The sequence below is a fragment of the Allobosea sp. OK403 genome, assembly GCF_900113835.1.
Lineage (GTDB): Bacteria > Pseudomonadota > Alphaproteobacteria > Rhizobiales > Beijerinckiaceae > Allobosea.
Window position 1 is genome coordinate 523229 of record NZ_FOQV01000003.1, and the last position, 14187, is coordinate 537415.

Annotated in this window: 10 protein-coding genes; 8 read left to right on the forward strand and 2 right to left on the reverse strand. The window is 64.7% G+C overall.

Annotation, left to right across the window (positions count from 1 at the left end; all coding sequences use genetic code 11):
• Nucleotides 1–194: 194 nt before the first annotated feature.
• Genes BMZ97_RS13695 through BMZ97_RS13725 form a run of 7 tightly spaced genes read left to right on the forward strand, consistent with a single transcriptional unit; the run spans nucleotide 195 to nucleotide 9585 of the window.
• Nucleotides 195–1475 carry a hydroxymethylglutaryl-CoA reductase gene (locus tag BMZ97_RS13695; RefSeq protein WP_092170164.1) on the forward strand — a complete coding sequence of 427 codons (1281 nt, stop codon included), beginning with the start codon at nucleotides 195–197 and terminating at the stop codon, nucleotides 1473–1475.
• On the forward strand, nucleotides 1472–2416 hold the full coding sequence (locus tag BMZ97_RS13700) for a UbiA family prenyltransferase (protein WP_210188251.1): 945 nt from the start codon (nucleotides 1472–1474) through the stop codon (nucleotides 2414–2416). Before BMZ97_RS13695 ends, BMZ97_RS13700 begins: the two co-directional genes overlap by 4 nt.
• Entirely contained in the window at nucleotides 2413–4881 is a 2469-nt protein-coding gene (locus BMZ97_RS13705; RefSeq protein ID WP_175525552.1) for a PEP/pyruvate-binding domain-containing protein, read from the forward strand. The genes BMZ97_RS13700 and BMZ97_RS13705 overlap by 4 nt, the downstream gene beginning before the upstream one ends.
• Complete coding sequence (locus BMZ97_RS13710) at nucleotides 4874–5977, forward strand: BtaA family protein (protein WP_092170169.1); 1104 nt, start codon at nucleotides 4874–4876, stop codon at nucleotides 5975–5977. The genes BMZ97_RS13705 and BMZ97_RS13710 overlap by 8 nt, the downstream gene beginning before the upstream one ends.
• Nucleotides 5974–7287 carry a diacylglycerol/polyprenol kinase family protein gene (locus tag BMZ97_RS13715; RefSeq protein WP_092170172.1) on the forward strand — a complete coding sequence of 438 codons (1314 nt, stop codon included), beginning with the start codon at nucleotides 5974–5976 and terminating at the stop codon, nucleotides 7285–7287. The genes BMZ97_RS13710 and BMZ97_RS13715 overlap by 4 nt, the downstream gene beginning before the upstream one ends.
• On the forward strand, nucleotides 7284–8153 hold the full coding sequence (locus BMZ97_RS30745; protein ID WP_139221219.1) for a hypothetical protein: 870 nt from the start codon (nucleotides 7284–7286) through the stop codon (nucleotides 8151–8153). The genes BMZ97_RS13715 and BMZ97_RS30745 overlap by 4 nt, the downstream gene beginning before the upstream one ends.
• Nucleotides 8154–8157: 4 nt before the next feature.
• Nucleotides 8158–9585, forward strand: a complete 1428-nt coding sequence (locus tag BMZ97_RS13725) for an AMP-binding protein (protein WP_175525553.1) — start codon at nucleotides 8158–8160, stop codon at nucleotides 9583–9585.
• A gap of 83 nt (nucleotides 9586–9668) precedes the next feature.
• Here BMZ97_RS13725 and BMZ97_RS13730 read toward each other — a convergent pair whose 3' ends face one another.
• Together BMZ97_RS13730 and BMZ97_RS13735 are read right to left on the reverse strand one after the other, a co-directional pair.
• Nucleotides 9669–10331, reverse strand: coding sequence for a hypothetical protein (locus tag BMZ97_RS13730; RefSeq protein ID WP_139221220.1), 663 nt, complete (start codon nucleotides 10329–10331; stop codon nucleotides 9669–9671).
• Between the two features lie 49 nt (nucleotides 10332–10380).
• Nucleotides 10381–11808 (reverse strand): hypothetical protein, encoded by a 1428-nt coding sequence (locus tag BMZ97_RS13735; RefSeq protein WP_139221221.1) that lies wholly within the window; start codon nucleotides 11806–11808, stop codon nucleotides 10381–10383.
• An 886-nt stretch (nucleotides 11809–12694) separates the two neighbouring features.
• Between BMZ97_RS13735 and BMZ97_RS13740 the strand changes: the two genes are divergently transcribed.
• The gene (locus BMZ97_RS13740; protein ID WP_139221222.1) at nucleotides 12695–14155 is read left to right on the forward strand and encodes a tetratricopeptide repeat protein; all 1461 of its coding nucleotides are present in this window, start codon (nucleotides 12695–12697) and stop codon (nucleotides 14153–14155) included.
• The last annotated feature ends 32 nt before the right edge of the window (nucleotides 14156–14187 follow it).

Below are 14187 nucleotides of genomic sequence, written 5' to 3' on the forward strand. Positions count from 1 at the left end.
AGCTTCATCAATCGGCCGGCGACACGGCCGGAGAACGGATTGGTCACAGCCGCCGCATGGCGCCATGCGTCGCGACACGGGCTTGCGGTTGAGGAATTCTTCAGCATGCCGTCATCCTGCCGCAGCGACAGGCCAGAAATTTACAACCTGCGCGCTATGGCCGACAAGAATACATCTCCAGCCAGGCTGCCGGCATGTCGATCATCCCATCTTCGGTCTTACGTCTGCTCGACCGCCTGCGCGCCTCCTATACGGCCGAGCAAGCGCGCAGCCGGATGAGCCATAGGGCAGATCTCGCCCCCCAGCGTTCCCTGCGCTCAGCGCGTGAGACGGATGCTGCCAGCATCGCCTCGCTCTGGCGGCAGCTGCAGGCGGCCGGTGTCGCGACCGAAGCCACTGAGCCCGTTCTAGCAGACACGCAGACGCTGTCTGACGCCGCGCGTTACAGCGCGAATATCGAGGCGATGATCGGGACGTTGAAACTGCCCGTCGGTGTCATCGGTCCGCTCGTGATCAATGGCCTCAACGCCAACGGCGCCTACTACCTGCCGCTGGCCACCACGGAAGCGGCGCTGGTTGCGTCCTATGCGCGCGGCGCGGCAGTCGCGACAAAGTCGGGCGGCGTGACGACGGCTCTGCTGAACGAGGGCGTCCTGCGCAGCCCCGGCTTCAAATTCGCTGGTCTCATTGATGCCGGCCTCTTCGTGGAATGGGTGACGCGCAATGTCGACGATCTCCAGGCGGCGGCAGAGGCGACGACGCGTCACGGCAAGCTCATCTCGCTCGAGCCGGTGATCGACAACGACATCGTCTTCCTTCTCTGCCGCTACACCACCGGCGATGCCGCCGGCCAGAACATGGTGACGATCGCGACCGACGCGCTCTGCCGCCGGATCGAGGACACCTGCCCTATCAAGCCGCTTCACTGGTTCATCGAGGCCAATTTCTCCGGTGACAAGAAGGCCTCCTATCTCGGCCTGCTCACCGGCCGCGGGCGGAAGGTCAGCGCCAGCGTCATCATTCCAGGCCCGCTCGTCGAGAAGCACCTGCATGTCAGCGTCGATCGGATGATGGCCTATGGCGAGATGGCCAATCTCGGCGCCCTGCTCAGCGGGCAACTCGGCGCGCAGGGACACTATGCCAACGGGCTGGCAGCCTTCTACATCGCGACGGGGCAGGACGCCGCATGCGTCTCCGAGTCGGCGGTCGGCTTCACCCGGATGGAGCGGCGCGGCGCAGATCTCTTCATCTCCGTGACGCTGCCCAACATCCTGGTCGGTTCGGTCGGCGGCGGCACCGGCTTGCCGAGCCAGTCGGCGGCGCTCTCGCTATTGGGGCTGAAGGGCACCGGCCATGGCGCGGCGCTGGCTGAGGTCGCTGCGGCCCTGTGCCTGTGCGGGGAAATCTCTATCATGGGTGCGATCACTGCCGGGCATTTCGCGTCCGCCCATGACAAGCTTGCGAGGCGCAGGTGACGGCCGACATGCCGGGTGAGCAGACGCTGCCCTTGCTGCGCCGGCTCTGGATCTACCAGGCCGAACGCTTCCCGCTGGCGAGGACGTCGACCTTGCTCGTGGTCTTCACCGCGGCGAGCATCAGTGTCTCGGCCCATCTCGGCGGCCGCACGCTGCCTGCGTGGCCTGCCTTCGCGACGGCCTTTCTGGTGACGCTGATCATCTTCTTCCAGCTGCGCGCCTGCGACGAGGTCAAGGATGCCGAGGATGACCAACGCTTCAGGCCGGAACGCCCGGTGCCGCGCGGCCTCGTCAGCTTGCGCCTGATCGTCAATCTCGGCATCGCCGGTGTCCCCGTCGCGGCGTTGGTGACGGTGCTGTTTGCACCGGGGCTGATCTGGCCGCTGGCTCTGGTCTGGACCTGGCTTGCGATGATGAGTTTCGAGTTCTTCGCGCCAGCCTGGCTGAAGGCACGGCCCTTCCTCTATCTCGTCTCGCATATGGCGATCATGCCGCTGATCGACCTGTTCGTGACCGCCTGCGAATGGCTGCCACGTGCAGGCGCGCCGCCGCCGGGGCTCTGGCTCTTCCTGGCGCTCAGCTTCGTCAATGGCTGCGTCCTGGAGATCGGGCGCAAGCTTTACGGCCGCGAGAATGAGCGACCGGGCGTGGAGACCTATTCCGCCCTGCTGGGGCCGGGACGCGCCGCCCTGGCCTGGAGCGCCTGCGCTCTCCTGGCCTATGGCCTCTTGCTCGGCGTCGGCGCTGCGGTCCAGGCCTTTCTGCCGGTCGCCATCATCGGGACGGTCGCACTGGCAGCGACACTGACCTGCGCCCTTCGCTATGCCCGCAACCCCGTTGGCGGCACACAGAAGACGGTGGATGCGATGGCCGGCCTTTGGGTGCTGGTCTGCTATGGCGCGGCAGGCTTCGCGCCGCTGCTGGCCGGAGGCACGATGTGAGCAGCTTCATCCTTCAAGCGCATGAGGCAGGCGACCCGGCTGCCGCCGGCGGCAAGGCCGCAGCGCTTTCGGCGCTGACGCAAGCGGGTTTTGACGTTCCGCCCTTCCTGGTCATCCTGCCCGAGGGTGTGTCCGCGCGCGGGCTCAAGGCGGAGACACGTGGGAGCCTCCAGGCCGCATTGCCGGGTATTGGACCCGGCCCGTTCGCCGTTCGCTCGTCCGGGCGCGAGGAGGATGGTGCGAGCCATTCCCATGCCGGGCAGTTCCTCTCCCTGCTCGACATCGCCGAGCCCGAAGTGGCTGCCGCCGCGCTGAAGGTCTGGCGCTCGGGCAGCACTGACAGCCTGAAAGCTTATCGCGCCTCGCGCGGCCTCGATCCGGCCAGCGGGGCGCCTGCCATCATCGTGCAGCGCCTGGTCAAGGCGCGCGCGGCGGGCGTCGCCTTCTCGGCCGATCCGGTCGGCGGCCGTCGCGATCGCTTCGTCATCTCCGCCATCGCCGGCCTCGGCGACAAGCTCGTCGGCGGCGAGGTGGATGGCGACGACTATGTGGTCGATGCCGCAACGGGCGCCACGCTGGAAGGCCCCCCGGACGGTGTGCTCGGCGCCACGGACATCGCCGCGCTCACTGGGTTGATCGCACAGGTCGCCGCCGCGAGGGGCTCGGCCCAGGACATCGAATGGGCGTTCGAGGGCGAGCGGCTCTTCCTGCTGCAGGCGCGCCCGATCACGACCCAGCTGCGCGACCCGGCCTGGCCGGACCCAACTGTGACGATCTTCGACAACTCGAACATCGTCGAGAGCTATCCCGGCCTCGTCTCGCCTTTGACCTACAGCTTCGCGCAATACGCCTATGCCCGCGTCTACCGCCGCTTCGTCGCGCTGCTCGGCGTCGCGCCTGTCCGCATAGCCGAGAGCGCGCCGATCTTCGACAACATGCTCGGACGCGTCGACGGGCGGGTCTATTACAACCTCGTCAACTGGTATCGGGCGCTGGCATTGCTGCCGGGCTTCAGCCTCAACCGCGCCCATATGGAGACGATGATGGGCGTCAGCGAGCCGTTGCCGGCCGCGATCAGCGCCAGCATCGGACCGGGGCCGGCGCGCGGCTTCACCAAAGCGATCGAATACGCCCGGATGGGCCGCGCCGGCTTCGGCCTCCTCTTCGAGGCGCTGCGGCTGAAACGGACGATCCGGGGCTTCTATACCAGGCTCAACGGCGCGCTGCGGGTCAGGCCCGAGGCCATCGCCGCCATGCCGCTCTCGGCGCTGGCGACAGAGTATCGCACGATCGAGGCCCGGCTGCTCGACCGCTGGGACGCGCCGCTGGTCAACGACTTCCTCTGCATGATCGCCTTCGGGGCCTCGCGAAAACTGCTGGAGCGCTGGTGCGGGCCCGATGGCGTCGAGATCCACAACGCGGTGATGATCGGACAGGGCGACATCGTCTCGGCTGAACCGGCCCGGCGCATCGCGACGATGGGTGCGCTGGCTGCAGGCAAGCCGCAATTGATCGCGGCCTTGCAGCGTGGCGATCTGGCGGCCAGCAAGGCCGATGCTGCGCTAGGGCGCGAGATCGATGCCTATCTCGCCAAATTCTGCGACCGTTGCACGGAAGAGCTGAAGCTGGAGAGCATCACGCTCGACCAAGACCCCGCGCCGCTGCTCGCCGCGATCGCCGCTGCCGCCCTGACGCCGCGCGCAGCCCATGCCCAGAGCGGGGATGGGATGGCGGCGCTGGAGCGCATCCTCGGGGATCGCCCGATCCGGCGCAGGATCGCGCGCCTGATGCTGGGCTGGGCCCGCGACCGGGTCCGCGATCGCGAAAATCTGCGCTTCGAGCGTACCCGCATCTTCGGCCATGCCAGGCGCGTTCTGGTCGCCATGGGGCAACAGCTCGCCGCGCTGGATGCGATCGATGCTCCGCGCGACGTCTTCCTGCTGACCGTCCCCGAACTGCTCGGCGCGATCGAAGGCTTCGGCACGACGGCCGACCTCAAGGGTCTCGTCACGATCCGCAAGGCTGAGATGGCGCGAGCGGCCGAACGACGCGATCCGCCGGAGCGTGTCACCGTGACGGGCCCCGCCGGCCTCAGATCGGAAAGCATGGCCGCCTCGGAGCCGATACGCAGCGATGCGTCGGAGACCGTTCGCAAGGGCACGGGCTGTTCGGCCGGCACAGTGCGCGCCAGGGCACGGCTGATCCGCGACCCGCGCCGGGAGGCGCTGGTCCAGGGCGAGATCCTGGTGGCGAGGCATACCGATCCCGGCTGGATCGCGGTGTTCAGCAATGCCTCGGCCATCGTCGTCGAGCGCGGCAGCCTGCTGTCGCATTCGGCGATCGTGGCGCGCGAGATGGGCATCCCCTGCGTGGTCGGGCTCAAGGGCGCGCTCGACTGGATCATCGATGGCGAGATGATCAGCGTCGACGGCGCTTCGGGCGAGGTAGGGAAAGCCGATGGCTGAGAGCGAAATCGCCGGCAAGGCCTCGTTCGAGGCGATCCGCTATGCCCAGCTCTGGGAGGATGCCGATGTGCTGACCGCCGCGCTCGGCACGGCGCCTGGCGCCACGCTGGTCTCGATCTGCTCCGCCGGCGACAATGCGCTCGCCATGCTGACGCTCGACCCTGCGCGCGTCGTGGTCGTCGATCTGTCGCCGGCGCAGATCGCCTGCCTGCGCATCCGCATCGCGGCCTATCGCAGGCTGGATCATGCCGCGTTTCTGGAACTGATGGGCTCCCGCCCGAGCGAGCAGCGCGGCAGCCTGCTGGACCGCGTCATACAGGACCTGCCGGAGGCCGAGCGCGCCTTCTGGGCTGCAAGGCGGCAGGACATCATCGCCCACGGGCTCGGCGGCGTCGGCAAATTCGAACGCTATTTCCGGGTGATGCAGCGCTACCTGCTGCCGCTCGTCCATTCCCAGGAAACGATCGCGGCGATCTTTCAGCCGGGCAAGAGCCGGCAGGAGCGCGAACGTTTCCTCGATACGCGCTGGAACAGCTGGCGCTGGACCCTGCTGCTGCGCTTCTTCTTCTCGCGCTTCACCATGGGGCGGCTCGGCCGCGACCCTGCCTTCTTCGACCATGTCGAGGGCAGCGTCGCCGACCATGTCGCGCGCCGCATCCGCCATGCCGCCGTCGATCTCGACCCGGCCCTGAACCCCTATCTGCGCTGGATCCTGACCGGCAGCCATGGCGAGGCGCTGCCGATGGCCTGGCGCGCGGAGCATTACGAGACGATCCGCGGTCGGCTCGACCGGCTCGACATCCGCCAGGGCTCGCTCGAGGCCTTCGTCTCGACCGGCGAAAAAGCCGATGGATTCAACCTCTCGGATATTTTCGAGTACATGAATCCGCAGACCTTCGCTGCCGTCTATGGCAGCGTCGTCACTGCTGCCCATCCAGGCGCAAGGCTGGTCTACTGGAACATGATGGCGCCGCGCCGCCTGCCCCCAGTCCATGCCGAGCGCATGCTGCGCCGGCAGGATCTCGAGGCGCCGGGCAAGGCCGCCGACAAGGCGTTCTTCTACTCCGACTTCGTCGTCGAGGAGGTCCGGGCGTGAGCGTGGCGGTGAACCTGCTGCTGGTCGCTGGCTCGATCTCCGCCATGCTTGGCCTCCTGGCCGGGACGAAATGGCTCGGCCGCCGCCATGGCCTATCGGTCGAGCTGCAACGCAAATGCGTGCATATCGGCACCGGGCTCTATGCGCTGACCCTGCCGCTCACCTTCTCCGAGCGCTGGCCGGCCGTCCTGCTGATCAGCCTGTCGCTCATCGTCCTGCTCGGCTTGCGCCTGCGCCGCTTCGCCGGCGACGGCATCAGCTCGGCCGTCCATGGCGTCGCCCGGAAATCCTATGGCGAGCTGTTCCTGGCGCTCAGTGTCGGCTTCCTGTTCTTCGCCTCGCAGGGGCAGCCGGTGCTCTACGCGCTGCCTATCCTCGTGCTGACGCTTTCGGATGCGGCCGCCGCCCTCACCGGCACGCGCTATGGCCGCAAGCATTTCCAGGTCGAGGCCGGCACCAAGACCTGGGAGGGCGTCACCATGTTCTTCCTGATCACCTGGATCCTGGCGCTGATCCTGCTCCTGCTGATGACGGAGATGGACCGATCCAAGGTCGTGCTGTTCTCGGTCATGATCGCGGCTTTTGGGGCGCTGGTGGAGGCCGATTCCTGGCGCGGCTTCGACAATCTCTTCGTGCCGATCGGCATCCATCTCCTGCTCGCCAATAATCTCGGCACCGAGCCGCTGGCGCTCGGCCTGCTCGTCCTGGCTTTCCTCGCCACGCTTGTCTTCATGCTGGCCTTCGCGCCGCTGCTCGGCCTGACCAACCATGCCGCGCGGGCCTATGCGGTGCTGGTCTTCCTGATCTGCGCCGTGACGGCGCCGCACAACGCGATCCTGCCCGTCGCAACCGTCTTCACGCATATCCTCGCCCGCAACACGCGGCCATGCCGATCGCCCTATCCCGACCTCGACCTCATCGCCGCGATGAGCGGCACGGCGCTGTTCTGGCTGTTCCTGGGCGATTATACCGGCCAGAACGCGCTCAACGTCTATAATCTCGGCTTCGCGGGCGCGGCGATCGGGTTTTTGGCGCTGTTGCCGCGCCGGCTGATGCTGCTGACCGCGCTCTGCGTCCCGGTGATCGGCGCAATCCTGTTCCTCGTCGCCTCGGCCAATCCGGCCCACAGCCAATGGCACGGCCCGCTCTGGCCCTGGGCACTGGGGTCGATGGCGCTGTGCTTCATCACAATCGCGATCATGCCGGCCCGGTTCGACCGCTACCGCGCCGCACGCGTGATGGCGCTCTCGCTTGCCGTCCCGCTGACCCTGTTCCTGGCCAAGCTTGCGACGAGGACGCCGACGCTATGACGGAAACCCCCATGGAATGCGCGATCGAGGGCGCCTCCTGCCTGATCTTCAGGGATGCTCCCTCCTGGGAGGCGCGCCGCACGGCCAGCGTTGGGCGTTTCCGCTGTGACAGCGCCACGGCCGGCCGCGATCTGCTCGCCCGTGTCGCGGCTGATCTGGTGACCGAGCGCTTTGAGGCGCTGATCGGCCCCATGGATGGCGACACCTGGCACAGCTATCGGCTGGTGACGGAAAGCGACGGCTCGCCGCCCTTCCTGATGGAGCCGGTAAGCGGCACCTTCGACACGGAGGCCTTCACGGCCGCCGGCTTCGCGCCATTGTCGAGCTATGTCTCGACGCGCACGACGCTCGATGCGGCGATTGCGCCCGAAGCGGTTTCGATCGCGGGCGTTTCGGTGAAGGGAGACGTTTCGGTGAGAGCTTGGGACGGCAGCGACGCTGCCGGGCTCGTCCGCCAGCTTTACGCCATGTCGGCCGCGGCCTTCCGCAACAACGCGTTCTTCAAGCCGCTCGACGAGCAGGGTTTCCTCAAGCTCTACGAGCCCGTCATGCCGCTGGTCGATCCGCGCTTCGTGCTGTTTGCACGCAACGAGGCCGATGCGCTGGTAGGCTTTCTGTTCGGCATGCCGGACCGGCTCGAGGGCGCAGCCCCCCGGACCGTCATCCTGAAGACCTATGCCAGCGCCCAGCGCGGCGTCGGCCATCTCCTGGCCGACCATTTCCACCGCACGGCGCGGGACGCTGGCTTCACACACGCCATCCATGCGCTGATGCATGTCGATAATATCTCGCTGCAGCGCAGCGCCCGGCATGCCGGAACGATCTTCCGCCGCTACGCTTTGCTCGGCCGCCGGTTGGACGCCTGAGCGCATGAACCTGCTCGACCCTTTCCTGCGGAGTGCAGAGCGGCACGGCGACCGCACCGCGATCATTGCAGGAAGCGGCGAGCGGACCAGCTTCGCCGACCTCATCACGGCATCGTCGACATTGGCCTCGGCCTGGCACCGCGCCGGCATTGGCCGGGGCGATCGCGTCCTGATCGCCATGCCGCTTGGACCTTCGCTCTATGCAGGCCTGGCCGCGCTCTGGCGGATCGGCGCGGTCGCGGTACTGCCGGAACCGGCGCTTGGCCTCAAAGGCCTGCGTCACGCCGCGCGCGCGTCCGCCCCAAAAGCCTATCTCAGCGCCGGCTGGTTTCGCGCGCTGCGATATCTCGTGCCGGAGCTCTGGCCGATCAGGCTCATGCTGACGCCCGACGATGCAAGCGTTTCGGGCGAACCGCTGGAAGCGCTGACGCCCGAACATCCCGCCCTGATCTCGTTCACCAGCGGCTCGACCGGCCGCCCCAAGGCGATCCAGCGCAGCCATGGCTTCCTTGCGGCGCAGAGCGCCGTGCTGGCCGATCTGCTGGCGCCCAGGCGCGAGGACGAGACCGACCTCGTCGCCTTCCCGGTCTTCGTCGTCGCCAATCTCGGCCTCGGCGTGACCTCGGTGCTCCCGAGCTGGGACCTGCGCCGCCAAGACCACGCTGAAGCCGGCCTCATTGCCAAGCAGATCTCACTCCAGCGGGTGACGCGCGCCCTGCTGCCGCCGTCGATCTGCGAAACGCTGGCGCGCACTGAGGCGCCGCTGAGGCTGGACGCGATCTTCACCGGGGGCGGCCCCGTGTTTCCAGACCTCCTGGAGCGCCTCTCGGCAAAAATTCCCGAAGCCGAGATCGTGGCGGTCTACGGCTCGACCGAGGCCGAACCCATCGCCCATCTGCACCACCGCGATATCGACCATGACGATTGGAGCGCGATGAAATCGGGCGCAGGCCTGCTCGCGGGGCGCCCGGTCGACAGCATCCAGGTCGCGATCCTGGATGATGAGATCGTGGTCACCGGCGATCACGTCAACAAGGGCTATCTCGACCCTGCCGACGATGCCTCGACCAAGCTGGAGCGCGCCGGCCTGACTTGGCATCGGACCGGCGATTCCGGCCGTATCGATGCTGAAGGCCGCCTTTGGCTCGGTGGCCGGCTCGACGGCCGGGCCGGGCAGCTTCTTCCCTTCGGCATCGAGGCGGCGTCACGCTTCTGGCCGGGCGTGCGCCGCAGCGCGCTGGTGGAGATCGGCGGACGGGCGCAGCTCGCGGTCGAGGGCGATCAGGACAAGATGCCGAGCTGGACGCGAGCCGCTGCCCAGATCGGAGAGGTCTGCGTGGTCGGGATGGACGAGATCCCCCTCGACAAGCGTCACAGGTCGAAGGTCGACTACGTCGCCCTTCGCGCCAAATTGCAGGGACTGGCGAAGTAGCCGGATCGATCCCTCCGCAGCTCCGGCCCTTTGAAATCGCCGAAGACCCTGAGCCCCCGGCGGCGCCGTCAGGGCTACCTGCATCATTTCAACGCCAAATAAACGGAGAATAGTCCACCTACCGTGGCCGTCATGCCGACCAAGCCAAAAATGAAGCGGAAGCACTGTCCGAAGGTCCAGGTCGCCGAGGAGTCGCTCTGGAGGTTGGTCGCGCGCCCTCCAGCCTCGGTGGCGACCACCTGCGCGTACGGCGGCATGCTCAGCCGCTCGCCATCGATCAACGCCTTCTCCGAAATCTTCACCAGCTCCGAAGCACGCGCATCGAGCTTGTAGAAGACGAATGACAAAGCCGCCAGGATGAGAGCGATCACGGCAGCAGCGGACGGCATCGTCTTAATCGTGGCGCCGATCCCTGCCGCCATGATGCCTGAGAACGCGATGAAATAGTTGAAAACTGAGATGCGCTGCTGCGCGTGCAGAGCGAAATACCGCCATGCGTGATCGAGCGCCTTATCCGGTGGCTGGATCGATCCCTCGGACGCACGATGCGCTTCGTCCCCACCCGAGCCACTCTTCACGACATCCATTCTCGATCCCCAACCACGAAAGGGTTCGCGCTTACCTAACATGGTTACACGAGCCCTTCGTACAATGACGCCGCGGGCGGTCTGGACAGGCAACACGAACTGGACACCAATCGGGCTTTGCACGCGGTTGAACAGGCTATTGGTTTCCGGCGGAAGCATGCAACGTCTTGTTCTCAACGGTCGCGCACGGTCATCGCGCTCGGCCGGTTCACGGGGACGGGCGAAGCATCAGTAGGTCGCGATCGTCCCAGATCTCCTTCAGGACCGTTCGACTAACGATCGTGAGCAAGGACAGCAGTGCACCCAGGATTGCGATCTTCAGCTCAAGAGCAAGACGCTCCCACCTCGTCGGGTTTTGTCTGACCTGATCTTTCCAGAAGGCGTTCGCCGTTCCGACGAAGCGCACCTGGTTGCCGCCCGGGAAGCTCCCATCGATATCGCCGATCAGAACGTAGGAATCGATCGGATTGGGGGTCTGCGCCACCCCGTCGACCTCGAAGCGAGCGAAGTTTCCGCGGAGCTGAATGATCTCCAACTTGCCATCCCGACCGATCCGCGAGCTCTTGTCGTCGCCATAGGACAAGCGGATCCATCCGCCGTCGCCATCCACCGATAGCGAAATATCGTCGTCGATCGTTGCATCGCCAGGGACGAGATTGCGCGTCAACCGAAGAAGAACGCCCGGATCGAGGGGGGGATTCCTGAGCACCCTTTTTTCCGATCGCATCAGTTGTCGGATAGGGATCGGTCTGCAGGCCGACCGCTTCGTCTCGGTGGTCCTCGTCGGCGCGGCGATGTCGATATCCAAGGGCTTATCGTCGACGCTAAGCCGGAGCCGTTGCCCCGACAGCTTCGGCCGGTCTTCCGAACCATCGATCAAGATGGCGGACAGATAGTAGGCATGGTCCGCCACCTTTCGGGAGATGCTGAGTTTGGTTTCGGCCCCGACGAACTGAGTTACTGTTTGAGTGGAAGCCGCGCTGTCGTCACTTCCGGACAGATAGAAGAGTATCGGCGTATCGGCCTTCAATTCGGTACGCCCGAACGGCGTCGAAAGGCTCGGGACGGTGAGGTTGGAATACCCCTCATCGAAGGCGAGATTGACCTTAGAAACCCGGCCGAGGGAAAAGCCCTCTGCGTTGCGGCCCTTGTAGGTCACCGCCTCTTCGGCCGTGCAACCATCGTAGAACTCGACCGAAGCGCTGAACGCGCCGGCCCGTTGCGATTTCCATTCTGATCTCAGGTTACCCTTGGGGTGGAGCCAATTGATGGAAGCCTGACTGGCCTCGCCCGGTATCATCCTGAATTCCGACTGCGGCCGCCCTTCGGTTGGCTTGGCCGCGACGAACATCCCATCCGCCGGGTTGGAGACCACGGCATCGAACCTGACAGGCGTCGGCCGATAGAGAGCCTCGACCAGGACGTAGGTCGAGACATTGATTGCAAGTCCGAAGACCACCACCGTCAAGGTCGCCGCCGCGGAACGCCTCCAAGTTTGAAATGGCAGATGCCGGTATACCGTATCCGCCAATAGCATGATCGATACGATCAGGGCTGCTGCGACGAAGCCTCCCGCGCAATCGGCCATGGCGATACCGATGGCCCGATCGCCGTTCGCTCGATCGAAGACGAACAAGTACAACAGATCCGCACAAACCAATATAAATACTATAGAGAAAATAAGTGCAAAAAACATATCTTTAGCTTTTGACTGCATTGATGCAACAAAAGCGGCTACGACACTGATTATAAACAATTGATAGTTTATGTCGCCGTATAACCACTTAGTCAAGCTTGGGAAATGGATCAAGCTGCTTTTATAAGCGGATTCATAAATCGATGCAGCTCCGCTGCTTATAAAAAGAGATACATAATTAAATATAGTCGGCCCCGGTGATATAACCAGAAAAATCGCCAGTATCAGATTTACTATCGCAAGTCGCCTATTGTAAATCCTGGCAAAAACTTCGCGAGATAATGGCATCTTGATTTTCCGGATCGCTCGGAAAGCCGAATGGACTAGCAGTAGAGGTCTTCTGAACATTCTTGCGACCAGACCTCATGACCTCATCCAAAAACCGCTGAGACGGAATCGATGGATGAAGGCTTCTCACGTTAAACTGGGTATATTCCGATCGTTCGCGTGTGGAAAGATAGCTCGACTTCTGGCACGTACGAGAGTTGTGGATCGACGCCCACGCCCGACCCGACAACGTCTACTTCCGTGCGGCGCCTCGACTTCAGCATTTGCCGCTGCGAGGGCCCTAATCCCTAATCGGCCCAGCGCGCCACTTGAGTCGGATGCTGCTAATCCGCCTTGCAGTGCTGAGTGTCAGCTTTCGGGCAGTGCTTCAATGTCCGTCCTAGGTCGATTTCGCCTTCGAGATACTCCGCGGCTAGGTGCGCTTTCGGGCAAGGAGCCAGAGTTCGCTTCTGGCGGATTGTGTTGAAAAAGTCCGCCGCAATACTTCGGGCGAGTTCGACTGGTTCGAGTGCGGAAATTTTGTCTTTCGACGGACGGCGTGGCCCGCCTTGAGGGGCGTTTTACTGCTGTGAAGAGGAGTATTTTTCTCCGCCAAGTGCCGACGCCGCTCGATTTTCACGCCGGCCGGACTTTTTCAACACAATCGGCGCGTTTCGGACGCTGGACGCGCCGACAGTTCACATGTCGTCGCCGATTCTGCGCTGGCGCTGCTCGCGCCCCAACCCTCCATCCGCTAGAGTATTTCCGCGTTTCTCCGAATCGCGAAATTGCTCTACCTCCTTGTTTTATCGCATTTTCTTCACGCGAACCGGTGGCCACTTCGCTCGAAAATGCTCTAGCATTCAAAAGACAGCCGCACTGCGGCCGCTCCCTTCGTCGCGAGGGTCGTGCGATCCCGGACTGGAACGTCGCACAAGGGCTGAAATTGCTATCAGTCGTCTATCGCTCACGGCACCTGTTGGTGAAGGTCGCGCATCGTGCGAGCGCGGCCTGCGTCGTGACGTTCGACTCCTATGCCGACACGAACGACCTTGATCGCCGTGCCTTCGGCGAAGCGTTCTTCGCCCAAAACCGGATCTCGGCCATCCATGTCGTGAACGGCCGGAACCGCTGGTATCACGAGCCCGACTGGAGGGAGGCGATCGACGCGGTGCGCAAGGCCGCGTCCGGCTATGCTCGCCTCGTCACCTATGGCTCGAGCATGGGGGCCTATGCCGCGCTGCGCTTCGCAGATCATGTCGGTGCATCGACCGCGCTGGCTCTCTCCCCGCAATATAGCCGCGACCCTCGCAAGGCTCCGTTCGAAGATCGCTGGCCCGGGCAGAGGCGAGGAAAGTGGCTGCCCGAATTATCAGGCCCCCTGTCCGCGAAAGTGCCCGTCGTGCTGGCCTACGATCCCGCCATGACATCGGAACGACTGCATGCAGAACGCATCGCGAGTGAAATGGTCGTGGAGAGGCTGGCATTGCCTCATGCGGGGCATGCCATGGCTGCCCATCTATCGGAATGCGGGCTTCTTTCGGACCTGGTCCTTGAGGTCATACGGGGCTCAGCCGACCTGACAGCCCTCGGACGCCGTGCGCGGACAAGGCGGAAGCAATCTCAACATTACCTGATTGCGCTCTCCCATGCGGCGCACCGAGCGAAACGAGATGAGGTTGCATTGGCAATCGCGCGGAGAGCCGCTGAAATCGCCCCCGACAGGAATCTTGGCTGGCATTCCCTCGGCTATCTGCTCTCGAAGCTGCAAAAGCACGGGGAGGCGCTGGCGGCTCACCACAAGGCGGCGGAGCTGGCTCCCAATGTCGCGGCGGTTCAACTGCGCTTCGCCGCGGCGCAGCAGGACAGCGGAGACTATGATGGAGCCTTGCGGACACTGCGTTCACTATCGGACAAACCAACGACGCCGGAAGTCAGGCGGAAGCTCGCCACCATGGCCTTCCATATTCGCGTGCTGCGCGGTGTCGGGCGCGTCCGCGCCGCGCTCCGCTCTCGATAGCCGCCTGGCCCGTGGAACGGTAGCCTTTGCGC

What these genes read in the sequence shown, in the direction of transcription:
- BMZ97_RS13695 (WP_092170164.1), top strand. Translation starts at nt 195, where the DNA reads ATGTCGATCATCCCATCTTCGGTCTTACGTCTGCTCGACCGCCTGCGC.
- BMZ97_RS13710 (WP_092170169.1), top strand. Translation starts at nt 4,874, where the DNA reads ATGGCTGAGAGCGAAATCGCCGGCAAGGCCTCGTTCGAGGCGATCCGC.
- BMZ97_RS30745 (WP_139221219.1), top strand. Translation starts at nt 7,284, where the DNA reads ATGACGGAAACCCCCATGGAATGCGCGATCGAGGGCGCCTCCTGCCTG.
- BMZ97_RS13725 (WP_175525553.1), top strand. Translation starts at nt 8,158, where the DNA reads ATGAACCTGCTCGACCCTTTCCTGCGGAGTGCAGAGCGGCACGGCGAC.
- BMZ97_RS13730 (WP_139221220.1), bottom strand. Translation starts at nt 10,331, where the DNA reads ATGCTTCCGCCGGAAACCAATAGCCTGTTCAACCGCGTGCAAAGCCCG.